This window comes from Gluconobacter sphaericus (genome assembly GCF_016757795.1).
GTDB lineage: Bacteria > Pseudomonadota > Alphaproteobacteria > Acetobacterales > Acetobacteraceae > Gluconobacter > Gluconobacter sphaericus.
Map to the genome: position 1 here is coordinate 1,033,625 of NZ_CP068419.1, position 24,558 is coordinate 1,058,182.

The window sequence follows — 24,558 nt, forward strand, 5'->3', positions numbered from 1 at the left end:
AGAGAGATATAAAGTGACATAATTTTCTATTTAATATTTTGTGTATTTGCTGAAAAATCAGGCCAATTCCCAGTATATTTCTAATATTTTTTTGATCACCGCAGCCTATTCTAAGATGCTTCGTTTTCATGAAATTTGCCGGTATTATCCAGCCTCACTGAAAACGTCCTGAAAGACAGTCTCTTGCTGCGCTGGTTTCTGGTTTCCATCCTGTCCCTTACCGTTCTTCTTCTAGCCCTGTTCGGCGCAGGATGGATCTGGATCGATCACAAGGACCTTGCCGCTTTCGCTACCGCGAAGCTGGAAAAGAAACTGGACCGCCCCGTCCATATCGGCGCCCTGCACGTCCATCCGGGCACATGGCTGACCATCGACGCCAACGACATCTCCGTCGCCAACATCGCCAGTGGCACCCGCCCGCAAATGATGACGCTCGGCCATCTCAGCGCACAAGTGCGCCTGACCTCCCTGATCTGGGGACCACCCGAGACCCGCAATATCGTCATCTCGAAGTTCTCGGGTCTGTTCGAACGCACACCGGCACATCTGCCCAACTGGCGCTTCGGCCCCCATCAGAACGACCCGCGCCCCCCGCTCACGCCTGAACAACAGGCCAAAGCGGACGCACCGCCTGATCTAAGCAACGCCCCAGGCCTGCGCAACATCACGATTCTCGACAGTGATGTGACCTACCGTTCGGCCAATGGCGCGTCCTACAAGACCACACTCGGGAAGGTCGAACTCGCGTCAACCAACGACACGAGCCCCCTCACCATGACGTTGAACGGCGCCTATAATGACACCCCGATCGCGATTTCTGCCGAAATGGAGCCGATCCGCGACCTCCGCAAAACACCACAGCGCCCCTACGGCACCAAGGCCCATGTCACATCCGGTGACATGACCTCGGACTTCACCGGCACCCTGACAGACCCGACAAATTTTGACGGCGTCGAAGGCCACACCACCGTCACCACACCCACATCCGACACGCTGTTCAGCGTCGCCGGAATCAAAGGCGATCATGCCCCGGTCAAACTGACCCTGTCCGGCGATTTCAGCCATTCCGGCAATGACTGGCATTTCCGAAAGGCGAACGGCACCATCCAGACCAGCACGATGGAAAACGGCGACTTTGCGCTTGTCGAAGGTAGCCACGGCAAACCCGATGACGTAACGGCCAAAATCGGTTTTGGCCGCCTCGACATCAACGGCCTGATGCCAATCCTCGCGCCCTCAGGCTCAAAAGGCAGCAAGAAAAGTCCGTCCACGCTCCACGCGGACCTGATGCTCCTGACGCCGCCCGATCCCGACCCACTGGTCCAGTTCGACCTCACGGCCCATCAACTGGTCTATAACAAGCTCGATTTCTCAAACCTGATGATCCAGGCGTCCCAGATCCCCAACCGCATCGACATTCCTGTCCTGCGCCTCGGGTATGTTGGTGCCTCACTCAGTGCCAACGGACATATCGAAGCCGACAGGAAATCCTCCCGCATCGCTGCTGAAGTCGCCCTGACCCATGGCAACATCGACCGCCTGCGTCGCGTTGCAGGCCTTGCCCCCGTGCCGGTCAGTGGTAGCCTGAGCTTTCGCATTATCGCCAGCGCACACAACGTCCACACCCTTAACGAAGCCATGAGCCGCGCCGACCTCACCGCAGCCGTCAGCATGGAAAAGGGCGAAATCGCGCGTGAGATCGTCGAGGCCGCCTCGATGGATCTTCGCCTCCTTTTCCGACATGCCAAGGGCGTCACCCCCATCACCTGCCTGCTCGGCGTCCTACAGATGCATCAGGGGGTCGGTGTCGTCGTACCCCTGCGTCTGCGCACGGGCGCTGGTACCATCGCGGCCAAGGCGGACTTCGATCTCAACCGCAAATGGCTTGATCTCGTCTTTGCCAGTCGCCCCTTCTCGACCAGCTTCTTTGCCCTGGACGTTCCTGTCCGCGTCAGTGGTCGTTTTGATGCACCGGTCCTTTCCCTCGCAAAATGGTCGAAGGAAGGCCGGAACATGCTCGCGGATTCAAACGAGGTTACGAACCTTCCTCCCGCTTTGCAGGGTTTCGCAGCGTCCAACGCCTGCGCACGCCCTACACGCTAGCCATTGAGGCCACGGAATTTGCACCTCACCCAGCCCCCGGCTATGCACGTCGCACCGTAGGAAGAGGGTCCAGATATGCGTATTGCAATGGTCGGTGGCGGATATGTCGGTCTTGTCTCAGGCGCCTGCTTCGCCGAGTTCGGAGCCGACGTCACCATCGTGGAGCGGGACCCAAAAAAGCTTGAGGCCCTCAATGCCGGTCGCATCCCCATCTATGAACCGGGGCTGGACACTCTCGTCAGCAGCAATGTCGACGCCGGTCGCCTGACATTCGGGGACGATCTCGGCGCCGCCATGAGTGACGCTGATGCCGTCTTCATCGCCGTCGGCACCCCGACGCGACGCGGCGATGGTCATGCCGACCTGACCTATGTCTACGCCGCAGCCGAGGAGATTGCCCGTGCTGCCAGAACGGATCTTCTGGTCGTTACGAAATCTACCGTACCCGTCGGCACAGGCCGCGAAGTCGCCCGTATCCTGCGTCAGACAAGGCCGGACCTGATCTTCGACGTCGCCTCCAATCCGGAGTTCCTCCGCGAAGGTAACGCGATCGACGATTTCATGCGCCCGGACCGGGTCATCGTCGGCATCGACCGCTCAGGCCCGGATGGCGGGACCCGCGCGCAAAGCCTGATCGAACAGCTCTACCGCCCGCTCACAGCCATTCAGGCCCCGATCGTCCTGACGGATCTGGAAACTGCTGAACTGACCAAATACGCCGCCAATGCCTTCCTCGCGATGAAGGTCACCTTCATCAACGAAATGGCCGATCTATGCGAGAAAGTCGGCGGCAACATCCATGACGTCGCGCGCGGCATGGGCCTCGACCAGCGGATCGGCAGCCGTTTCCTCAGCCCCGGACCGGGCTATGGTGGTTCCTGCTTCCCCAAGGACACCCGCGCCCTGACCGCCATCGCCCAGGACGCCGGTGCCCGCACAAAACTCGTGGAAGCCACAGTCTCTATCAACGAAGCCCGCAAAACGGGGATGGCCGAACGTATCATTGCGCAGGCGGGCGGAAGCCTTGAAGGCAAGACCGTCGGCATCCTCGGCCTGACGTTCAAGCCCGACACGGATGATATGCGCGAAGCAGCGTCCCTGCCCATTCTGGCTTGCCTGCATGATGCAGGTGCTACCCTTCAGGTCTTCGATCCCGAAGGGATGGACGCGGCCCGCGCGCTCCTGCCGGAAGGCGTACGCTACTGCGAGGACGCGCTGGCCGCCGCACAGGACGCCGACATCGTTGTCGTCCTGACGGAATGGAACATGTTCCGCGCTCTCGACCCGGCACGCCTGCGAAGTGCCATGCGCGGCAACGCCATCGCAGATCTGCGCAACATCTGGAGCCCCGACCTCATGCGCGAGGTCGGGTTCGATTACCGTTCGATCGGGCGCCCCTGAGAGCGTACCTTACCGGGCCTGGGCTTCGGACCGGGCCACCGCACGATCCACCGGCGCAAACGTCCCGTTGCGCAGCCGCCGCTCCAGTTCCTCAAGGGACTGGCCTTTGGTCTCGGGCACGTAACGCAGCACGAACCAGAACGCGAAAGCATTGACTCCCGCAAACAGCCAGAACGTCCACCCCGCGCCCAGCATCTGCACGAGTGACAGCGTAGACAGGGAAATCAACAGATCCGCCCCCCAATGGCTTCCGGCTACAAGACTCATACCCTTGCCCCGACAGGACAGTGGATAGACTTCCGCCCCAACCAACCAGATGGCGACCGACAGACTACCCGTATTAAAAATGGTATAGGCCATGACGGCTGCAACCGTGATCCATGCCCCGATCCCGCCGGTCAGATGCATCGCAAACGTCGTCCCCAGAACCGCAAGCGCCACTACGGCCCCTGGCAACATCCGCAGAAGCAGCGTCCGCCGCCCCCAGGTATCGACGGCCCACCCCCCGAATACTGTCGCAAAAACCATGCCCACACCAACGGCCACAGAGGTCAGCAGGGCGGAATCCTGCCCGAAACCGGCATCGGCAAAAATCGTCGGCGCGTAATACATGACGGCATTGATGCCCGTAAACTGACACAGGAGCGCAATACCCACAGAGGCCGTCAGCGCAGGCCGCACCCAGGGCTTCGCCAGTTCGGACCACGGCGCCTGCACATCGTGGTTTTCAATAATTTCCTCAAGCTCCCGGTCCGCCGCCTCATCGGACAGACGCACCCGCCGCAGAACTACTCTTGCTTCTTCGATCTGTCCGTTAAGAGCCAGCCATCGCGGGCTGTTGGGCAGGAACGCCATGCCCACGAACAGGATCAGTGCAGGCAGCATCCCGATCCCGAACATCAGCCGCCAACTCGAATCCCGCAGCAGATAGCCAGTCACGAAAGAACTCGTGATACCAAAAACCACCGCCAGCTGAAAACCGACAACAAGCCGTCCCCGACGCTCTGGCGGCGAGACTTCCGCGATATAGATCGGAACGATCTGCGACGCCGCGCCAATGGCCAGACCGAGGATCAGACGGGCAATAATCAGAACAGCCACACTTTGCGCCGAGGAAACAACCACTGTCCCCAGAAGGAACAGTGCCGCCGCGATCATAACCGTACGCCGGCGCCCGATCCGGTCGGAAATACTCCCGGCCCCCAGGCATCCGATCAACGCTCCTAGGATGATGGCCGATGTCACGATTTCCGCCCCAAGCGTATCCAGATGGAACTGGTTACGAAGCTGGAGCAGGGCAGAAGAGATAATGCCGGTATCATACCCGAACAGCAGCCCGCCCGTTGCCGAAATGGTCGCAATGAAATTCGTTAGGGCATTTCCGCTCAACCGTCCGTGCGCGTTCCCGTTCTGCATCGTGAAACCTTCCACCGCGAAGCCGCAGACTATTATTCGTGAGACAATCTGCCTACGTTAACGCTCCACAACAGGAAAGTAACATCACAAAAGTTACAATTTTCGTTTTTATCGAGAAATTTCTCGTGTGCGATCCGGCACAGCCCTGAGACGGCAGACATGAAAAAACCCCCTTCCCATACAGAAAGGGGGTTCTGACGTTATTGCCGTCGGGAAATCCTGTCTTACGGCTGAACGATCCGCAGGATAAACGCCGTCAGGGTGTTGATGGCCTCCTGCTCCGGACGGTCCGCAGGCAGACGCAGTTCCGGCGATACCGGTGCCTCATAAGGCGCTGAAACGCCCGTAAACTCCGGGATTTTTCCCGAACGCGCCGCTGCATACAACCCTTTGGGGTCCCGCTTTTCGCAGGTCTCCAGCGGTGTATCGACGAAGACTTCATGGAAGTTCTCGCCCACGATCTGCCGTGCCTGCGCCCGGTCAGCTTCAAGCGGAGACACCAGCGCCACGATCACGACCTGTCCGCTCTCGGCCAGAATCTTCGCCACATGCGCCGCACGACGGATGTTTTCGCGACGGTCTTCCAGCGAGAATCCAAGATCGCTGCACAGCCCGGCCCGCAGCGTGTCCCCATCCAGAACGGTCGCGTTGATCGCCTGTTCCGAAAGCGCCAGTTCAGCCGCCCGCGCCACCGTACTCTTGCCAGACCCCGGCAGCCCCGTCAGCCAGAACACACCGCTCTTATGGCCTCGCGTCTGGACCTGACGGGCCGCAGACACACGGCTGGCTGTCGGATGAATGGCATGTGCGCCGTCCGCCAGTTCAGCCGGACCAATCAGCGGCGCGCCACCAACGATGCGCTGGTAACGATCCACCAGAACACCACGCCCGTCGCCAAAGCCCGGCGCGAACGGATCGAACAGCACGGCATGGGACGCTGCCAGAGTGATTTCCGCAAACCCATCCGGCGGCACGCTGTCGCCTTCACGCAGGGTTAAATCTTCCAGATCGACCACGGCATCAATGGACGCCACCGTCACATCATGCTCGGCCGTCGCCAGACGCAGCGTAAAGCTCTCACCCACCCGCAGCGGCTCGCCGCGCAGCCAGAACAGGCGCGTGCGAATCCGGGCCGAACGCTCCGGCGCAGCAGCCTTGTCATCCGCCGGGAACAGCAGATCGCCCCGGTCCGGCACCAGATCCGGCTCCAGACGCAGCGCAATGGACTCGCCCGCACCTGCAACCGGAAGTTCCGGCGCATGCCAGCGGCAAACTTCCGCCACAGTCGCAACCTGCCCCTGCGCCCCGATGGCCAGACGGTCGCCCGCCCGCACCGTGCCGCGCTCGATCCGCCCCGCCACATAGCGCACACCGTCAAAGCGATAGACATCCTGCACCGGCATCCGGAACGGCAACGCAGCGCGCGATGCCGGCGGCGGCACATTGGCCAGAGCCTCCACCAGCGTCGGTCCCTTGTACCAAAGCGCCCGCTCGGAACGGCTGGCGATGTTATCGCCATCGCGTGCAGACGCAGGAACAACAGCCTCAACCTCGATTTCCAGACGGCCCAGAAGCTGGCGCACGTCGGACTCGACCTTGACGATCTTCGCCTCGTCAAAATCCAGCAGATCGGACTTGTTGAGCAGCACAATCACATGCCGGATGCCGATCAGACGCAGCAGCATCGCATGACGCCGCGTCTGCTCCTGCGCGCCTTCCTTGGCATCGACAACCAGCACAGCCGCTTCTGCATCGGCGGCCCCGGTAATCATGTTGCGCAGGAACTGGCGATGGCCCGGCGCATCGACGATCACGAATTCCCGCGATCCCAGACGGAACGGAATCCGCGTGGAATCAACCGTCACGCCCTGATCACGCTCGATCTGAAGGGAATCGAGCAGGAAGCTCCACTCCACCGCCAGACCACGCTTGCGGCTGCTCTCGACGATCTGCGCCAGCTTGCCGTCCTGAAGGCTGTCGGTGTCGTACAGCAGACGCCCGATCAGCGAGGACTTACCGTGATCGACATGCCCGACGATGACGATGGGCGTTGCCGCAGCACGATGGGTCTCAGAATACTGTCCGGTCACGATATTGCCGCCCATTGTCACAGATACCCCGCCACACGCAGACGCTCGAACACGTCTTCGGATTCATGATCCATCGCACGCCCCGCACGCTCGGACGTCCGGCTGGTTTCCAGTTCGGCAATCACTTCCGCCACCGTAGATGCATTGCTCTCTACGGGGAATGTAATGTCCTGATCGCCCAGCGAACGATACCTCTTGCCGTTCTTGGCAAAATACAGGTCCACCAGCGGGATGTTCTCGCGCTCGATGTAACGCCAGATGTCGATCTCACGCCAGGACAGCAGCGGATGGACGCGGATATGCATGCCGTCTTCATACGGCGTCGCATACTGGTCCCAGAACTCCGGCGGCTGATTGCGCACGTCCCAGCGATGCCCGGCACCGCGCGGACTGAACACACGCTCTTTCGCCCGCGTCGCCTGCTCGTCACGACGGATACCCGCAATAACGCCACGCAGCTTGTGCTTCTCGATCATCGCAGCCAGACCAGCCGTCTTGCGCGCGGCAGACCGGGCAGCAGGCGGAAGCGACGGGTCGATTTCCTCAACCGGCGGGCAGTAGCCCAGAAGCAGGTCGAGATCCCATTTCTTCGTATATTCGTCGCGGAACGCATACATTTCCGGGAATTTCTTTTCGGTATCGACATGCATGACCGGGAACGGCACACGCCCCATGAACGCCTTGCGCGCCAGCCACACCATCACATTGCTGTCCTTGCCCAGCGACCACAGCAGGGACAGGGGCTTCAGCTTGCGATAGGCCTCGCGCAAGATGAAAATGCTCTGAGCCTCAAGCTGGTCCAGATCATCCATGATGCGCGGTTGTGCCAAGCTTGTGGTGGTGGACTGATCCCGCGACAGGATCGGTGTCTGCGTCATTATCCGCTCCGTAGTCATGCCGGCCTATGAATGCCGCATTCCGTCTTGGCCAGACCGGCCCACCGGCCCGCCCGTCCATCTTCACCATCCTTGACCGCCCTTGTGCACGGAGCACAACCGATCGAGGTGTAACCTTTTGCAACCAGGGGATGCCGCGGCAGATCCCGGCGCTGCATCTGCGCCTCAATCTGCGCCGGCCCCCACCCCGCAAGCGGGTTGAGCTTCACGCTGCCATCAGGCTGCGGATCAACCAGCGGCAGCGCGGCCCGCGTCGCGGACTGACTGCGCTTGCGCCCCGTGATCCAGACATCGAAATCCGGCAGCACCAGATCCAGCGGCTCAACCTTGCGCAACGCACAGCACGCATCCGGGTCGAAATCTGCGAGCTGATCCTGTGGATCGCGATCATGCAGTTCTTTGGGGGTAGGCGCGAGACTTCTCACGTCCGAAAGACCAAGCCTTCGGGAAAGCCTATCACGATAATCCAGCGTTTCCGGGAAATGCCGCTTCGTATCCAAAAAGAAGACCGGAACCGAAGGATCAATCTGCGCCACAAGATCCAGCAGAACAGCCGACTCCGCCCCAAAAGACGAAATGACGGCCACACGCCCCCGCAGCAGATCCAGAGTCTCCTTCAGGACCTGCTCTTCCGGGAGTTGGCGAAGGTGATCCAATTCCGTCTGCAAGAGAGGCATGTACTGCACCTAACCGTGTCCAGATCAGTCATGCCAGTTGCACGGCACGCCCGAGACATAGGCGCATCATTCATAAAAATAAACTATTTTGTTTGATATAACTTTTTTGTTTAGTTGTTACGTCGCGCTGAACGCACGTCTTTTCAGCGAAATCTCCGCCGTAGAGGCGCAGTATATCGCCAGGCCGCGAACTGCTTTAGTCGAGTCATTCCCGAAAGCCCCCTCAGACGCTCCCTCCAGCTCGAACCGTCCAGAGGGGATTCATCACGTAAAACACGAGACACTTCTACCGGCTCCACTTCCCTCTGCCGGGCCGCCGCAGATCCTGGCAGCGGATCCGCCACCTCGCGTGCCATGCGCTCCCAACTTTCCACACGCAGGCGGACATCCGGCTCAACCCGAAAAAACACTCCGAATTCAAACCCCGGTGGCGCCGTATCCTCAAACCCCGCGCAGGCCAGATCCAGCACATTGTTCCGCACCAGCGGAATCATCAGTTCCGCAAGATGGCGTGGGGTGAACACCCAGCAATGCACATCCACATAATGTGACGGATTAGCCAGCGCAGGACGCACCCAGTCCAGCGCCTCCTCAAAGGAAAACTGCGCCGTCATGTCACCGGGCGCACTCAGCCCCTCGTAAAAATCCTGACATTGCACCTCGGAATCGCGCACCTTATTCAGCGCGAAATCGAGAATGTCACGTGCATCCGGCGTACGCCGCTTCTGAAGCCATGCAACCAGCAGATCTGCCAGCCGGGTCGGTGGCCGCAGCGCATCAAAAGAAAAACGGGCATCGGGCAGCATCAGGCGAATTTCGCCCTCCGCCGACAATACTTCGGAGGCCTCGGCCAGCCAGCCGATCAAATCCGGAACATGCTCGCCCACATGAGACGCGACGATCAGATCAAACGATCCATCCACACAGTCCTTCAGAGGACGATCAAGCCAGACGATATCTACCGGAGCCAGATTGTCAGGGGTCACAGCCGGGTCCCACGCGAACTGACGCAGCAGTCCTTCCGTATCGACCCGGTCCGCATAAAGAACCTGACACTCTTCCCGCGTCAGAACCGGCGTCGTCAGCGCCCCGATTTCCAGGCAGCGGGCCTGAGTGAAATCAATGCCGCGCCGCAGGGCCGTCTGACGTTTGCGGAAAATTTCTGGCACGGAACCTCGATATCTGGACAGAAACCTGACGCAACATCCCCGAAAATACGGGATGCGACTGTCTGGAAGGCTATAGGGAGACGGTTAAAAATCTGTCAATGCCGACACAGACACAGCCTCCTCAAGGAAAATAACTCCACGCACCACATAATAGCACAATTCGCCATTATAGCCTCTACGAGACACCGTTTCGAAAACCTGAAAATCCCCCTGAACGCAATCTGGCATGATTTATGCATCATGGAATTCCATGGACATGCTCTCACCCTTTTGCACCCAGCGCCTTGCGGGCTTCCTTGTCCGCCAGACCGTGCAGCCGCAGATGATGGCGGAACTGGTAGTAGGTCAGACCGAGCAGCTCGGCCGCACGCCGCTGACTGAACTGCGCCTCGCGCAGGGCGGCTTCCAGAAGACTGCGTTCATGCGCCCGGACATCCGCCCCGAAATCCCGCGGAAATGTCAGCACCTCGCCTGTGCCCACACTTACCGCAGGAACAGCAGCCGGAGCGGCCATGCCCAGCCAGTCCGGCGTCACAAACGGATCCAGTACAATCTCGTCCAGCGCCTTTTCCGGACGGTCCATCCGATAAACACTACGCTCGACCACGTTACGCAGCTCGCGCACATTGCCCGGCCAGTCATACGCCTGCAAACGCGCCAGCGCCCGGTCCGTAAAACCGGCAAAAAGCTTTCGCCCCAGTTCTGCGCTCATGCGGGTGGCAAAATGCCCGGCGAGCAGCGGGATATCCTCCGGACGGGCGCGCAGCGGCGGAATATTCACGACATCGAATGCCAGTCGATCCAGCAAGTCCGCCCGAAAGCGCCCTTCCTGCGCCATGGCTGGCAGATCGGCATTGGTCGCCCCAATCAGCCGCACGTCCACACGAATGGTCTCGCTGCCCCCCACACGCTCGAAACTGCCATACTCGATCACTCGCAGCAGCTTTTCCTGCACCGCCTGGGACGCGGTGCCGATCTCATCGAGAAACATCGTCCCCCCATCCGCCCGCTCGAAGCGGGAAAGGCGGCGCTTCTGCGCACCTGTAAAAGCACCCGCCTCATGGCCGAACAGTTCACTGTCCAAAAGCGCCTCAGGCAGGGCCGCACAGTTGAGCTTCACCAGCGGTCGGTCCCAGCGCTCCGACAGCAGGGCCAGACGCGCGGCTACCAGTTCTTTGCCCGTCCCGCGCTCGCCGATCACGAGAACCGGGCGTTTCAGGGGCGCAAGTCTGGAGACCTGATCCAGCATCTCCAGAAATGCCGGAGCCCGCCCGATCGGGGTCGGCACCTCATCCATATCGGTGCTTCTCGCCATTTTCTGGTCTCTCACGCCCTGTTTCGATCTTCAGTTCATAACACTCTCAAAACAGCATCGCTGACAAGGGCAGGCATTCTGTCCTAAGTCACTCTCACAGGAAGGAAAGCATCATGGGTATTTTCTCTCGCCTCGCCGATATCGTGAACTCTAATCTCAATGCGATTCTCGCCACCGCCGAAGACCCGCAGAAAATGATCCGCCTGGTCATTCAGGAAATGGAAGACACGCTGGTCGAAGTCCGCAGTCAGGCCGTCCGGACGATCGCCGAACGTAAGCAGCTTGAGCGTCGCGTCCGCACCATGATGCACGAAGAAGACGAGTGGCACCGCAAAGCCGGCCTCGCCATCGAGCGAGGTCGTGACGATCTGGCGAAAGCCGCCCTCGCTGCCCGTCACAGCGTCGAACAGTCCCGCGAGGCACTGGAGCAGCAGATCGCCCAGATTTCCGACGGGCTGGACCAACAGAACGATGACATCTCCAAGCTGCAAGCCAAGCTTACGGATGCCAAATCCCGCGAAAAGGCGCTCTCCATCCGCGCACGGACCGCACAGGGCCGCCTGAAAACCCGCGAGAAGCTCTATGACACCCGCATCGACGACACGCTGAACCGATTCGATCAGGTGGAACGCGCTCTTGATGAACTGGAAGGCAAGGCCGAAGCGTATGATCTGGGCCGCCGCACGGGACACCCGACACTTCAGGAGGAACTCGCAGCACTTGAAACCGATGCTGTCGTAGAAAACGAGTTCGAAGCCCTCAAGCGCCGTGTTGCCGAAAAGAAAAATGCAGTCTGATCCCCGCACCAGACAGGAAAGGCCCACGGCATGAGTTCGGACAATCTGGCGCTTCTCATCCCCATCATCGCCATCATCGCGTGGTCGGTAACCAGCACGGTCAAGCACACGACGCGCCAGTCCGATCGCGCCAGCCAGCCCGATCCCACGCTTCAGGCCGCCCTGACACAGGCCGAAGCGCATGCTACGCGTCTGGAAGAAAGGATCGACCAGCTCGAACGTATCCTCGATGAGGATATCCCGGGCTGGAGAGCAAGGAACGCACGATGACACGCCGCCCCGTCTTCTTTTCCACCCCCCGCCCGGTGCTTCTGGTCCTGCTGGCGGGAGTGGCCCTGCTGGCGCCGGCGGCTCATGCCGCACGGATGACCCTGTCCGGAGAAGACCTGGACCTGTCCGTTCCCTGCACCGGACAGGTCAGGGTCGTGGTCGATCCCGCCATGAAGGACGGGGCGACCCTTGATTCAAGCAGCATGACCCAGGTCGCAATGCACACCGGCAAGGAAGAGGCGCAGAGCCGCATTTCCATTGCAACAAAAGCCTGCGCGCCGAACGGAAAGCTGACGATCAGCATTTCTCCCAACACCGGCCTGACCATCCATGACAGCCACGACACGCATTTCGTCATCACGGGAACGCTCGCTTCCCTGGATGCCAGCCTCGATTCCACGACCATGGACATTGAGGACACTCAGTCGCTGGACCTGAACATGCAGGGGGCCTCCAGCGTCCATATCAAGTCACTGGAACGCGCAGCGCAGATCGTGGCGTCGGGAACCTCGACCCTGACGGCCGACACCGTGCAACTCACGGCCCTTTCGGCGCAGCTAACTCAGAATGCGGCCATGACTCTTTCCGGCAGCAGCATTGACGCCCTGACTCTGGTGACGGCCGATCAGGCTAGCGCCACCATTCTGGGTCATGCAACTGTTGCGACCGTCGCGGCCAACGGGACGGGTGAGGTCAATATCGAAACGGTTTCCGGACCGATGGTACGCTCGGGCAAAGGCACCGTACGTGTCGGCGCACAGAACGGCGTAATCTATCGCCCGACATCACCGCCCCCTGCTCCACTACCTGTCCCCACGACACCTGCTCCCCTGCCGTCCACTCCGGTTCAGGCTCCTGCAACGAGAACGGAAGCGACCGCAACTGTCCCTGCACCAATCGTGCCGGCGCCTGCACCGATCCCCGCACCGACGGTGCCGTCCGCACCTGAAAGCCCGACCGTACCACAGGCCCCCATCGTCACGCCTTCCGCGAAAGCCGCGCAGTCAGACAACGCACCGGTTGTAACTTCCCCAGCCGCAAACACGCCCGTTACGGCGACGCCTACAACATCCGCCAGTGCATCCACGCCGATCACGGCACCGCAGACCGCATCGCCAACCGCCCCCCAGACGTCACCTGCGCCACAGGACAGCAAAACGCCTGCAAAGCCGATCATCACGCCCGCGCCTGAAAGCACGCCAGCTCCCACCACCCCGGCGCCTGCAACCCCGACACTGGTCACTCCAGCACCGGCAAACCCCGCAACGGTCACGCCCCCGGCTGCCGGAAACCACTCACAGGGAGAATAAGACATGCGCCAGCCTCTGCCTGCACGTCTTGCCCTGATTGCGCTTCTGGGATGCGGCATCGCAGCCCTTCCGGGCTCGGCCCGCGCAGAGCCGGCGATCATGGCACCGCAGCCCCCTACTCCCCCCGTGCCGCCTTCACTGCAAGCTCCGCTGACGGCTTCCGGAACACTTGTGATCCCCGCGACATGCCTGAACCGCATGTCCGTCGTGGGTGGAGAAGACGCCCATATCGTTTCGGGAAGCGGCCGCCTGAATAAGCACGGCGACCGGTTGACCTTCACGACATCCGCACAGGACTGCTCAACACAGGACAATGCCGTCATCATGGTCCCGGCCCAGACCGGTATCGAAATCCTGTCTCCCCGGAATAACCTGACGACGTATCGCATCAGCGGCGTCAATGGTGAGGTGACGGCCGTCACAGGGCGAGGCGATTTGGAAGTCGATCAGGCCGTTGGTCTGACCCTGAACATGGAAGGTTCGGGAACGGTCTCAATCCGACACGTCACGGGTCGGCTGACCGTACAGAACCTTGCCAGTGGTGACCTGCATATCGACAGCATCACCGCCACCAGTGCGAACCTGACAGCCATGTCCTCGGGCGACATCCGGATCGGCCAGGGCGATACGGATGTCCTGACAGTCCGGGATTATGGCTCGTCCGACATCGTACTGAACACCCGCACGCGCGATGCAGATGTGACGCTCATGGGCAGCGGTGACATCACGCTTCAGAAAGTGAGCGAGACGCTGAAGAAGCGCCCGCTCGGTTCCGGCACAATCTCCGTTACCGAAAGCACGGGCGCACGGATCACGACCTCAACAACACCCGATTCATCGGCGATCCTGTCCGATACGGCGCGAAAGGTCTTTAACAGCTTCCATATTCAGCTCGGGAATTCGGATGAGGATTCCGAATCCTCTGTCCATACCCGGCATCACTTCGGCGGCCACGGACTGATCGGGCTTCTGCTGAAAATTGCCCTGACCGTCTGGGCCGTGCGTCTCTTCCGGCGCTATCGCCGAACAGGCGTCCTGCCGTTCAGGAGCGCTCTGGACAAAGCTGCCGCAGGATATGCCGAAGGCATGCGAAGCTGGTCCCTGCACCGCACCGGCTGGCGGAACACTCCGGCTGCCACCGCCACGACCGTGGTGCGTGATACCGTGACGGGTTTCCGGCGCCAGAAACCAGAACCGACCGAGGACTTCTCCCGCTCCGTGCCGCCGGGTCATCCACTGGAACGGCTTCACGACCGACTGGTCCGGATGGAACGCCGGCTCGGTCTGATGGAGCAGTTCGTCACATCGCCCGATTTCAGTCTGGAAAGACAATTCCGGGACCTTGAGCGGGCTGACGGACGCCGCGCCTGAACCACCCGGGGCAGAGGATGCGGACGACGGAAACTTTGACGTCAGGATGCTGGCAGGGTAGGGGCTGAAGGGTGAATGCCGTTCTTGACCCCATAGCGGCCCTTGGCCGTGCCGCTCTCGGCCTTATCAAGCAGGCAGGTGCTCTCGCCCTGTTCGCGCTGGAGGCTCTGTCACATCTGGTGCGACCGCCCTTTTATTGGCGGATTTTCTTCTCCAGCCTGATCGAGACGGGGTTCTTCTCCCTGCCCGTCGTAGCCCTCACCGCCCTGTTTTCGGGGGCAGTGATCGCGCTTCAGTCCTATGTGGGCTTCGGGCAGTATCACATTCAAAGCGCCATTGCCGGGATCGTCGTCCTGGCCGTGACCCGCGAGCTTGGCCCGGTTCTGGCCGGGCTGATGGTCGCCGGACGCGTGGGCGCGGCTATGTCTGCGCAGATCGGCACCATGCGCGTGACCGACCAGATCGACGCGCTCACCACGCTGTCCACCGATCCGATGAAATATCTCGTGACGCCGCGCCTTCTGGCTGGGACGCTCGCGCTTCCCTGTCTTGTGCTGGTGGCAGATATTCTGGGCGTGATGGGCGGTTTCACAGTCTCGGTGGCCAAGCTCGGCTTCTCGCCCTCGACTTACATCACGGCCACGCTGGACTCGCTGAAGACGATGGATGTCGTCGTGGGCCTCGTCAAAGCGGCAGTGTTCGGATTTCTGATCGCGCTTCTGGGTTGCTACAACGGCTATAACAGCCGGGGAGGCGCAGAGGGCGTAGGCTCGGCCACGACAGCCGCTGTTGTGGGCGCATCCATCCTGCTGCTGCTGTTCGATTATCTCCTGACGGACCTGTTCTTCTCACAATGAGCACTCCCCCAAGCACTCCTAAGATCCGCATCCGGGGCCTGCACAAGGCTTTCGGCTCCAAGATCGTGCTCGATGGCGTGGACCTCGATGTCGAGGCCGGCACGTCCATGGTCATCATTGGCGGGTCCGGCTCCGGCAAATCCGTCCTGCTGCGCTGCATCCTCGGCCTGATCGAACCTGACGCCGGTAGCATCGAGATCGATGGTGAAAACCTCCTGACGGCTTCGCGCTCCCGGCAGGACGCCCTGCGCCGGCAGATCGGGATGCTGTTCCAGAACGCTGCCCTGTTCGACAGCATGAGCGTCGGCGAGAACGTGGCTTTCGGCATCCGAGCCAAACATTCCGACCGCAGCGGCGCCCCCCCGTCCCGCGCGCAGGCGCTCCAGATGGCTGGTGACCTGCTCAAACAGGTCGGGCTGGACCCGTCCGTTGGCGATCTGAGCCCATCCGAACTTTCGGGGGGCATGCAGAAGCGTGTTGGTCTGGCCCGCGCCATTGCGGGCAATCCCAACATCATGTTCTTCGACGAGCCCACGACCGGGCTGGACCCGATCATGGGCGCCGTCATCGACGGGCTGATCGTGGACTGCGTACAGAAGCTCGGCTCCACCGCCATTGCCATCACCCATGACATGGCCTCGGCCCAGCGGATCGGGAACCGTGCGGCCATGCTCTATCGCGGACAGCTGATCTGGCAGGGGGACGCCTCCGAACTCATGAAGTCCGGCAATGCCATGGTCGATCAATTCACCCATGGCCGACGCGAAGGCCCCATCACCATGGAGCTGCGCAAATGAGCCTCCTGCCCCGTTTCCCAAAAACCGATCCTATCGTCTGGAAGCGCATCGGGCTGAGCTATCTGATCGCCCTGCCACTGCTGTTCATCATGTTCCGTAACCCGCCAGCTCATCCGAACATGCTGATCCAGCTACTGGGCTTTCTGCTCATCATCATGGTGTCCCGCATTCTGGCACGCCTGATCCTGCGGACCGGCAAGTAGGCATCCGGGATCTACCCGGAGTCGGCAGGGATCTTGATCCCTTCTGGATCAACATCTAGGCGCTCCCTATATCGGGGGGTGCTCCGTTCCTGCCTGCAAAGTGAGATCTGCCTTGGCCAAAAAGCCGACCACGCGATATGTCTGCCAGAACTGTGGCGCCACCTATCCGAAATGGAATGGCCGATGCGAAGCCTGCGGTGAGTGGAACACGCTGGTCGAGGAAACGGTTGAACCCACGGCCCGCAAAACCGGAAAACTAAGTTCCGGGCGTCTCCAGACAGTCCGGCTGGATGGCGAAACCCGTCCGCCCCCGCGCATCACGACCAGCATTGCCGAACTGGACCGTGTTTTGGGCGGCGGTCTCGTCCCGGCTTCCGTTGTGCTGGTTGGTGGTGACCCGGGCATCGGCAAGTCCACGCTGATGCTCCAGACGACCTGCGCTCTGGCGCGGTCGGGGCATCGCGTCCTGTATGTCTCGGGCGAAGAATCGGTGGACCAGATCCGCATACGCGCCCAGCGACTAGGGCTGGACCGCGCCCCGAAAATGCTGGACTCGCTGGATCTCGCGGCTTCGATCAATGTCGGCGAGATTGTGGGCTCACTTGAGCAGGACAGGGCCCATACGGTCGTGGTGATCGACTCCATCCAGACGATGTGGCTGGAAAGCGTGGAAAGCTCTCCGGGTTCGGTCTCACAGGTCCGGGCGAGTGCGTTTGAGCTGATCCGACTGGCCAAAACGCTCGGCTTCGCACTGATCCTGATCGGGCATGTCACGAAGGAAGGGTCCCTCGCAGGGCCACGCGTGCTGGAACACATGGTCGATGCGGTCATGTATTTCGAAGGCGACCGCGGACATCAGTTCCGCATCCTGCGCGCAGCCAAGAACCGCTTCGGCGCGACGGACGAGATCGGCGTCTTTGCCATGACCGATATCGGCCTGACCGAAGTCCCCAACCCGTCTGCGCTATTCCTCGCGGAACGACGCGGCAATATCGCAGGGTCAGCCGTGTTTGCCGGGCTGGAAGGTACGCGCCCCGTCCTGCTGGAGATCCAGGCTCTGCTGTCACCAAAAACAGGCGATGGCGCACCCCGCCGTGCGGTTGTGGGCTGGGACACCTCACGACTGAACATGCTTCTGGCCGTGCTCGACTCCCGCTGCGGGCTCAAACTCGCCAATATGGATGTCTATCTCAACATCGCCGGCGGACTGCGGGTCAACGAACCAGCGGCTGACATGGCTGTAGCGGCAGCACTGGTCTCCGCTGCGACTGGAAAACCTACATCCCCCAACGCCGCCTATTTCGGCGAGGTTGGCCTGTCGGGTGAGATCCGGCAGGTCAGTCAGGCCGATCTACGCCTGAAGGAAGTGGCCAAACTGGGCTTTGGCGAAGCAATCCTGCCCCGGCGTGTTTCGGCAGCCTCAGCCCGGATCAAACCACCCGCAGGACTAAAACTGCGTGAGATCGGACATCTGACGGACCTGGTCGGACTGTTTGCCGACAAAGACACATAACGCACAAATTTTTGCTTTTCCTGTGCTTAAAGACGAGTTTTTAACGTTTTATTTTCGACACTCACAAAGTCTCTCAGGATATATTTGCGTATATTCTGCGTCTCTTGAGTAAAACTCCCGTATCATCTTTCATGGGAATACTTCCGGAGACCCTCTAAAATTCCGGCGGGATCCTCATGATGGCGTCTAATGATTATTCAGCAAGCAGTAGCACCCAGCAAACCATCAGCAGTGGACAGTCCGCCACCTTTCCCACCGACACTTCGATAACATCCATCCTTGTTCAGGACGGCGGAACAGCGACCATTGAAGGGGCCGTCAACAGTGTCAGCCTAACGGACGGTCGGGAAGTCACAACGGTTTCCGTCACGGGAGCAGCTATTACCAGCGGTGGGACCATTCAAAACTTGTCGATCGGCAACAACCGTATTGCCCTTATAGAGAATGGTGCAACTGTATTTTCTGCGACGGTTGTGGGCGGAACAGAACTAGTCTCCGGCTCAGCGCTGCATACCTTGGTCGAAGGCGCTCCGGACCAGATCTCGCAGAGCGCCCATCAGGGCACCCAGATTGTCCAGTCGGGTGGTATGGCGATCGATACAACGATTTCGGCAGACTACGATTACTTCACACAGTATCCGGTTATGTCTGGCCCACGTCAGGCGGAACAGATCATTGAGGCTGGAGGCTCCGCACAGGGGACGATCCTGACGGGAACTCCTTTCGTCACCGGCGGGGATCCTCTCTCCCCGCTCGATATAGTAAATTCAAGAAGCTATGCTTCAGCCATCCAGACGGTGGAAAGCGGTGGTTCTGTCAGCGGCACGACAATCAATGGCGGCGGTTTTTCCACCATTCAAAGCGGCGCCACAGCCACCGATACAACCCTGGATGGAACTTCCATTCAGGTCGTTCAGCAAAACTGGCCTTTTACGACGGCAACCGTTCCGTGTTTCGGCGAACAGATCGTCAATGGTGCAACCTACAACGTTACAGTCGAAGATAACGGCATCCTGATTGTCGGCGGCTCCGCCAGTACAGTGGCCATTTCAAGCGGCGGCGAAGTCTCGGCTCTCAGCGGAAGCACCCTTTCCGACATCTCGGTCAACAACGGTGGCACGATTTCCATTGAGAGCGGGACCACTATTGAGAACCCGGTACAGGTCGAAACCGGGGCAGCCTTCGTTTTCGCTGGAGTGGACAACTCATATTCCAACGTCTCCGGCACGGTTGTGCCCGAAACCGTGCAGTCGGGAGACACGCCCCAGGCCATGCTGGAAGTGTTATCCGCCGGGACGGTCATCGAAGAGGTGGAAATCGCAGGAAATTTCACATCCCCCGCTCTACTTCACGCGTGCGGCATCCGGAAATTACCTCGAAATGGGTTTCGGAACGCCCTGTTACTGCCCCGGAACCCTGATTGCGACGCCGGACGGGGAGCGACCGGTGGAAGATCTGGAAATCGGCGATCCCGTCCTGACTGCGGATGGTCAGATCCGCCCGGTACACTGGATCGGGCGCCGCGCCTATGATCCCCTCTTCGCCTATGGCAACCGCGACGTCCTGCCGATCCTGATCCGGGCCGGAGCCCTAACGAACGGGCTGCCCCGACGGGACCTAATGATCTCCCCTCTGCATGCCATGTTCATCGACGGGTTCCTGGTCCCCGCTCTTCATCTCGTGAACGGCACATCGATTATCCAGATCGAACGTCCGGAGACGATCCGCTACATTCATATCGAACTTGAAAGCCATGATCTTCTGCTGGCAGAAGGCGCGCCATCCGAAAGTTTTCTCGACGATGGATCGCGTGGCATGTTCCACAATGCCGAAGAGTACAGGACCCTTTATCCTGACGCGCCAGACCGGACGCCCCGGTACTGTGCTCCCCGCCTCGAAGGGGGGGGCGAACTGGAAGCCATCCACCGCCGTCTCTGTTCTTCTGCTCCAGCCCATGACGATAGGGCTCCGACCGGCGCAGCGGCCTGAACCTTAGGAAACCCTGCATCTTGACCGTCTCCCTTGTCGGCTATGTCGATGTCTGTAACCGTGACCAGTTTGCCGGATGGGCCCTCGAACCAGCGTGTCCGGACATGCCGGTCCGTATTCAGGTCCATGTTGACGGCGAGCTGGTGGACGAAGTCGATGCTGATCATTTCAGGGCCGATCTGCACGGCGAGGAATGGCACGGAAACCACGCCTTTCAGAAAGTCTGGCCGGTTCCGCTGCCACATGAAGGCGCGCTGGTCGAATTCACCGATGCACGGGAAGGCCGCCCACTGACTGGTTCGCCGGTCCGCATCCCGCCCCTGCCCTCATCGCTGGTGGGCGCGTTCGACGTGGCGGATCGGTATCACATTGCAGGGTGGGTCCGGGATGAGGCCTGCCTGGACCGGACCGTCTGGCTGACGGTCCGGGTGGACGGACAACCCGCCGGACGCATCGCCGCCAACCGTTTCCGTGCGGACCTGCGGGACGCAGGTTTTGGAACAGGACGGCATAGTTTCCATCATGTGTTTTCATCCCCGATCGATCCGCTAACGGATCACGTGATAGAACTCCGGCATGGCGAGGAGCGTTTCGGCACACCCTTCACAATCCCGGGCACAGCCAGCCTGTCTGCGGATCTGAAAACCCATTTTTCCGGTATTTTACGCGGACTGGATGCGCCACAGGAACGGGCGGACGCCCTGACATTCCTCGTAAACGAAGCCGAGCGCCTCAGGATACGGGACGCCGCAGAATTGACAGCAATACGTGAGCGCGAAGAGGTCCGGCAGGCACAGCGTCTTCACCTCACGGAAGCAGACAACACCGATCCGGCGCAGACGATGGCCCCACGTCCCGTCGCCCTCTTCATTGATGACCGCGCTCCCGATCCCGAGCGGGATGCCGGTTCGGTCGCGATCCTGTCCCATATCCATACTATCCGGAATCTCGGTTACCGGTGCTGCTTCATGGCTTCCCGTCTCTCTCCCGACGAAAAGGACCGCATGCGACTGGAGCAGCAGGGCATCGAATGTCTGATGCCGCCCGTCTTTCCGTGTCCGGAAGAAGCGCTCCGGCAACTCGGAAGCGGGCTTGAGGTGGTCTATCTGCACCGCCTTAACAATGCGGAAAGCTATTCCACCCTAACCCGCGCCTTCGCACCGACTGCCACACTGATCTGGAGCGTGGCCGATCTGGCCTCCCTACGTCTGCACCGTCAGGCCGCTGTCGAATCCCGGCCCGAACTCGACCGGTTCGCCAGCCGTCTGGAAGTCCGGGAAAACATGTGCGCCTGGCTGGCGGATTTTGTTCTGACACATTCTGCCATCGAGGCGCAGCGCCTCTCACGGACCGTGCCCACGGCCAATGTCCATGTCGTGCCCTGGGCCGTGCCGGTCTCTTCCCGACGGCGCCGGCCGCCAGAAGCTCCCGTTATCGCCTTCGTGGGGCATTTCGCCCATGATCCCAATCTGGACGCAGCAAAATGGCTCGTCCTGACGATCATGCCGCGCCTACGCCAGGTCATTCCAGGCCTACGCTGCCGCCTGATCGGAAGTGCCATGCCCCATGCCGTCCATACACTGACGGCGGAGGATGTGGAGATCGTGGGCACGGTTCCGAACCTTCAGGACGCTTTGGCCGACGTTTCCGTCTGTGTGGCGCCGCTTCGTTTCGGTGCCGGGATCAAGGGCAAGGTGCTTGAATCCTGGGCCATCGGGCTGCCCGTCGTCATGACCCCGATCGCGGCCGAAGGTCTGGTGGACCCGGCCAGCCCGACATGGCGCACTACCATCGCAGATACGCCCTCCGACTTCGCGGAACGGATTGCCAATTTTCTAGACCCTACAACAGGCCGAAAACAGGTCCGGGCTGGACGACGGCTCCTGAAAACCCGTTTCTCGGAACAGGCCGTTATCGCCGCCCTTACCCCCGTCCTGCCAGCGGTCTTTCCGGCAACAGAATCTGACCCGCCCGTCCTGAACTAAGACGCCTCAGAACCGGAACACGACATTGGACTGCGCATAGCTTCCACTTTTGCCGCCCGCCGCGTGAAGCCCATTCGAGGCCATGAACCGTGCACCATAAATCTGCCAGGTCAGGTGCCGGTTGAGCTGGAGCTTGAGGGACGCCTGTGGCACCACACCGATATAGCCGCCGTGATAGGTTTTCGAGAATGTATATGGGCCGGACGAGTTCCAGATCGCACCGTCCGCGTTCTCACGCCACATAAACGGCACCTTGAACTGAATACTCGCAAAACCTTTCCAGGGCGTAACTCTGAAAACAGGTGAAACACTGACGAGATTGGACGGCTGGATATAGGTTGTGGTGTCCAGATAATTCGTCTGAGGATTGAAGGGCGCCATATAGGTCTGGACCGGGCCGTCCGTTCCGTTGGCGCCACCGGAATACAGATCAGCCTGCACGCCGATGAACGGATGGAGAGGCGAGGGCGTATGGCGGTATCCCACGATCGTATTGACCGAATAGGCCTGAACGGCACTCTTGTGCTCGCTCCCGGATTTCTGGAACGTCCCGTCCTGATAAAGCCCGCCAAACGAATATTCGAAGGACGCAGCGGTGCCGTACCAGCGGAAACCCACATTCCCACGTGAGGACGTCCCCTTCAGAGAGCCCGATGCGAGCGGTACGACTGACAGGCTGCCGCCATAGCGGTATCCGTAATAGAAGATGTCCAGAAACGAGTGGACCGTCTCACTACCGATCGAGAACTGCGGCACCAAGGCTGTGATGTCGCCGCCATACAGGCGCGTGTTATAATCTTCCGTATCGTGGAACATTAGTGTCGCGTCCGTTTTGGTCTGGACAAAATCGAATGCATCCACGCGAATATTGGGCCAGATCGCATAAATCCGGCCGCCATTCCACGATAGCGGCACATTGGGCGTTTCGCGGTTGTACAAAACATAAGACGGCGCATCGAGGAACTGCTGACGGCCAAACATGAAGCCGGTCCGGGCACCGACCAGCTTGCCCTTGAACTCGATGAAAGCCTGCTGAAGATCCAGCCGCTTACGATACGTCGTGTTGTATCCAAACCCCTTCCAGCCAGCCGCATCAGCATTGATGAGCTGACCGAACAGCCGGACATGTTCACCTAAATGCAGATCCGCGCCATACAGGTTCCTGACGCCGAAACGGCCGGAATTACTGCCGCCTTTCTTTCCCAGAAAAGGCGTCTCTTCGTACCAGTTACGCAGCCGCGTCTCGCCGGAAAAGGACAGCCAGATCGTCTTTGCATCATTCAGGGCGATAAACTTGAGCAAATCGAACGGATCATCACGCCGGCTTTTGTCCCGCAGAAAGCTCCAGTCTTCCGCCCAGGGCGCCACACCATAACGACCCACCGGCCCAAAGCCCGATGATTCTCCGTTACCATAGCTGAACGCGCCCCACGGGCCCTGCCGTCCCTGTGGCGCGTGGTTCTGGCTGGCCACGACACGGCGCGGCTGCCCCACGACACCGGCATGAGGATAGTTCTGGATGGGCGGACGTTCCGTGGACGGAACATGAATCCATTCCTCCGTCTGCGGGACAGGCGTCTGCGTCACTGACATGGCAGATGACGAGGACTGAGCCGCCACAGCCATACACGGTACACAGACTTCAAGCACCATCAGGGCAAGAAGGAACCGGCTCCAGTATGAACGATGACGTGGCATGCCCTGAAAACTCCTAACGGGGTTCGCAAAACATTAGACAGAGCCATAAAAACATCAATCATAATAGTTTTAACTAATTTATACTATTTATTTTAGTTTTAATCAGGCTGCGTGATGTCCATCTGCCCACGCGTCAGATCCCGCAGCCAGTCCGTGATAGCGTCCACTTCTTCGACAGGCACAGCGAGCGTTATCCAGGCGCCTTCCCCATCGAAATCACATTCCAGACGCGCCGCACGCCAACTCTCAATCTTCGATTCCACCATCGCAAAGCTGGAAAACGGACAGTGAAACCGCAGCTTTGCGGTCTCAATCCGCTCGATCCGGTCCGCTTCCCGCAGACAGGCCGACGCCGCGCCTCCATAGGCCCGGACAAGCCCCCCGGCCCCAAGCTGCACGCCGCCATACCAACGCGTGACCACGATCATGACATTGTCGAAATCCTGCCCTTCGATGGCAGACAGAATAGGCCGCCCCGCCGTGCCCCCCGGCTCTCCGTCATCGCTGCACCGGAAACGCTGACCGATTTTGAAGGCCCAGCAATTATGGGTCGCATCGAGAACAGCCACTTCGCGAAAGAAGGCCATGGCGGCGGCTTCGTCTTCCACAGGAGCTGCGGAAGCCCGGAAAACACTGTTCTTAATCACACTTTCGTAGGTCGCGAGGCCGGGCAAAGTCCATGTCATAGCTTTCCTTCTGCA

Annotated in this window: 21 protein-coding genes; 13 read left to right on the plus strand and 8 right to left on the minus strand. The window is 60.3% G+C overall.

Annotated features, from left to right (window positions below):
* Window positions 1-183: 183 nt before the first annotated feature.
* Both IGS75_RS04960 and IGS75_RS04965 read left to right on the plus strand, forming a co-directional pair.
* Entirely contained in the window at window positions 184-2,103 is a 1,920-nt protein-coding gene (locus tag IGS75_RS04960) for an AsmA family protein (RefSeq protein WP_202257800.1), read from the plus strand.
* Window positions 2,104-2,178: 75 nt separating this feature from the next.
* Window positions 2,179-3,504: a UDP-glucose dehydrogenase family protein gene (locus tag IGS75_RS04965; protein WP_202257801.1), complete on the plus strand. Its 1,326-nt coding sequence runs from the start codon at window positions 2,179-2,181 to the stop codon at window positions 3,502-3,504.
* A 9-nt stretch (window positions 3,505-3,513) separates the two neighbouring features.
* Here the strand turns inward: IGS75_RS04965 and IGS75_RS04970 are convergent, their stop codons facing one another.
* From IGS75_RS04970 to pspF, 6 genes are all read right to left on the minus strand, one after another.
* Window positions 3,514-4,920: a sugar porter family MFS transporter gene (locus IGS75_RS04970; protein WP_141350251.1), complete on the minus strand. Its 1,407-nt coding sequence runs from the start codon at window positions 4,918-4,920 to the stop codon at window positions 3,514-3,516.
* A gap of 224 nt (window positions 4,921-5,144) precedes the next feature.
* A complete protein-coding gene (gene cysC, locus IGS75_RS04975; RefSeq protein WP_202257802.1) occupies window positions 5,145-7,025 on the minus strand; it encodes an adenylyl-sulfate kinase in 1,881 nt (626 codons plus the stop codon).
* A gap of 2 nt (window positions 7,026-7,027) precedes the next feature.
* Complete coding sequence (gene cysD / locus IGS75_RS04980) at window positions 7,028-7,822, minus strand: sulfate adenylyltransferase subunit CysD (RefSeq protein WP_141350614.1); 795 nt, start codon at window positions 7,820-7,822, stop codon at window positions 7,028-7,030.
* Between the two features lie 80 nt (window positions 7,823-7,902).
* Complete coding sequence (locus IGS75_RS04985) at window positions 7,903-8,583, minus strand: phosphoadenylyl-sulfate reductase (RefSeq protein ID WP_202257803.1); 681 nt, start codon at window positions 8,581-8,583, stop codon at window positions 7,903-7,905.
* Window positions 8,584-8,726: 143 nt separating this feature from the next.
* Window positions 8,727-9,752, minus strand: coding sequence for a class I SAM-dependent methyltransferase (locus tag IGS75_RS04990; RefSeq protein WP_202257804.1), 1,026 nt, complete (start codon window positions 9,750-9,752; stop codon window positions 8,727-8,729).
* Window positions 9,753-10,014: 262 nt separating this feature from the next.
* On the minus strand, window positions 10,015-11,067 hold the full coding sequence (gene pspF / locus IGS75_RS04995; protein WP_202257805.1) for a phage shock protein operon transcriptional activator: 1,053 nt from the start codon (window positions 11,065-11,067) through the stop codon (window positions 10,015-10,017).
* 113 nt (window positions 11,068-11,180) lie between these two features.
* Between pspF and pspA the strand changes: the two genes are divergently transcribed.
* From pspA to IGS75_RS05045, 11 genes are all read left to right on the plus strand, one after another.
* A complete protein-coding gene (gene pspA / locus IGS75_RS05000) occupies window positions 11,181-11,864 on the plus strand; it encodes a phage shock protein PspA (protein ID WP_202257806.1) in 684 nt (227 codons plus the stop codon).
* Window positions 11,865-11,894: 30 nt separating this feature from the next.
* Window positions 11,895-12,134: an envelope stress response membrane protein PspB gene (pspB, locus tag IGS75_RS05005; RefSeq protein ID WP_202257807.1), complete on the plus strand. Its 240-nt coding sequence runs from the start codon at window positions 11,895-11,897 to the stop codon at window positions 12,132-12,134.
* Entirely contained in the window at window positions 12,131-13,444 is a 1,314-nt protein-coding gene (locus IGS75_RS15675) for a hypothetical protein (RefSeq protein ID WP_141350236.1), read from the plus strand. Before pspB ends, IGS75_RS15675 begins: the two co-directional genes overlap by 4 nt.
* A gap of 3 nt (window positions 13,445-13,447) precedes the next feature.
* Window positions 13,448-14,815: a GIN domain-containing protein gene (locus IGS75_RS05015; protein ID WP_202257808.1), complete on the plus strand. Its 1,368-nt coding sequence runs from the start codon at window positions 13,448-13,450 to the stop codon at window positions 14,813-14,815.
* Window positions 14,816-14,886: 71 nt separating this feature from the next.
* Window positions 14,887-15,672 (plus strand): MlaE family ABC transporter permease, encoded by a 786-nt coding sequence (locus IGS75_RS05020; RefSeq protein WP_141350232.1) that lies wholly within the window; start codon window positions 14,887-14,889, stop codon window positions 15,670-15,672.
* Entirely contained in the window at window positions 15,669-16,469 is an 801-nt protein-coding gene (locus IGS75_RS05025; protein WP_202257809.1) for an ABC transporter ATP-binding protein, read from the plus strand. The genes IGS75_RS05020 and IGS75_RS05025 overlap by 4 nt, the downstream gene beginning before the upstream one ends.
* A complete protein-coding gene (locus tag IGS75_RS05030) occupies window positions 16,466-16,672 on the plus strand; it encodes a hypothetical protein (RefSeq protein ID WP_141350228.1) in 207 nt (68 codons plus the stop codon). The genes IGS75_RS05025 and IGS75_RS05030 overlap by 4 nt, the downstream gene beginning before the upstream one ends.
* 112 nt (window positions 16,673-16,784) lie before the next feature.
* Window positions 16,785-18,185: a DNA repair protein RadA gene (gene radA / locus IGS75_RS05035; RefSeq protein WP_202257810.1), complete on the plus strand. Its 1,401-nt coding sequence runs from the start codon at window positions 16,785-16,787 to the stop codon at window positions 18,183-18,185.
* Between the two features lie 176 nt (window positions 18,186-18,361).
* A complete protein-coding gene (locus IGS75_RS05040) occupies window positions 18,362-19,717 on the plus strand; it encodes a hypothetical protein (RefSeq protein ID WP_237469001.1) in 1,356 nt (451 codons plus the stop codon).
* The gene (locus tag IGS75_RS15430; RefSeq protein WP_237469002.1) at window positions 19,632-20,174 is read left to right on the plus strand and encodes a Hint domain-containing protein; all 543 of its coding nucleotides are present in this window, start codon (window positions 19,632-19,634) and stop codon (window positions 20,172-20,174) included. The genes IGS75_RS05040 and IGS75_RS15430 overlap by 86 nt, the downstream gene beginning before the upstream one ends.
* Window positions 20,175-20,194: 20 nt before the next feature.
* On the plus strand, window positions 20,195-22,159 hold the full coding sequence (locus IGS75_RS05045; RefSeq protein WP_202257811.1) for a glycosyltransferase family 4 protein: 1,965 nt from the start codon (window positions 20,195-20,197) through the stop codon (window positions 22,157-22,159).
* Window positions 22,160-22,165: 6 nt separating this feature from the next.
* On the opposite strand, the gene IGS75_RS05050 is transcribed toward IGS75_RS05045, so the two are convergent.
* Window positions 22,166-23,857, minus strand: a complete 1,692-nt coding sequence (locus IGS75_RS05050) for an alginate export family protein (RefSeq protein WP_202257812.1) — start codon at window positions 23,855-23,857, stop codon at window positions 22,166-22,168.
* Between the two features lie 98 nt (window positions 23,858-23,955).
* Entirely contained in the window at window positions 23,956-24,543 is a 588-nt protein-coding gene (locus IGS75_RS05055) for an IMPACT family protein (RefSeq protein WP_202257813.1), read from the minus strand.
* Window positions 24,544-24,558 lie beyond the last annotated feature (15 nt).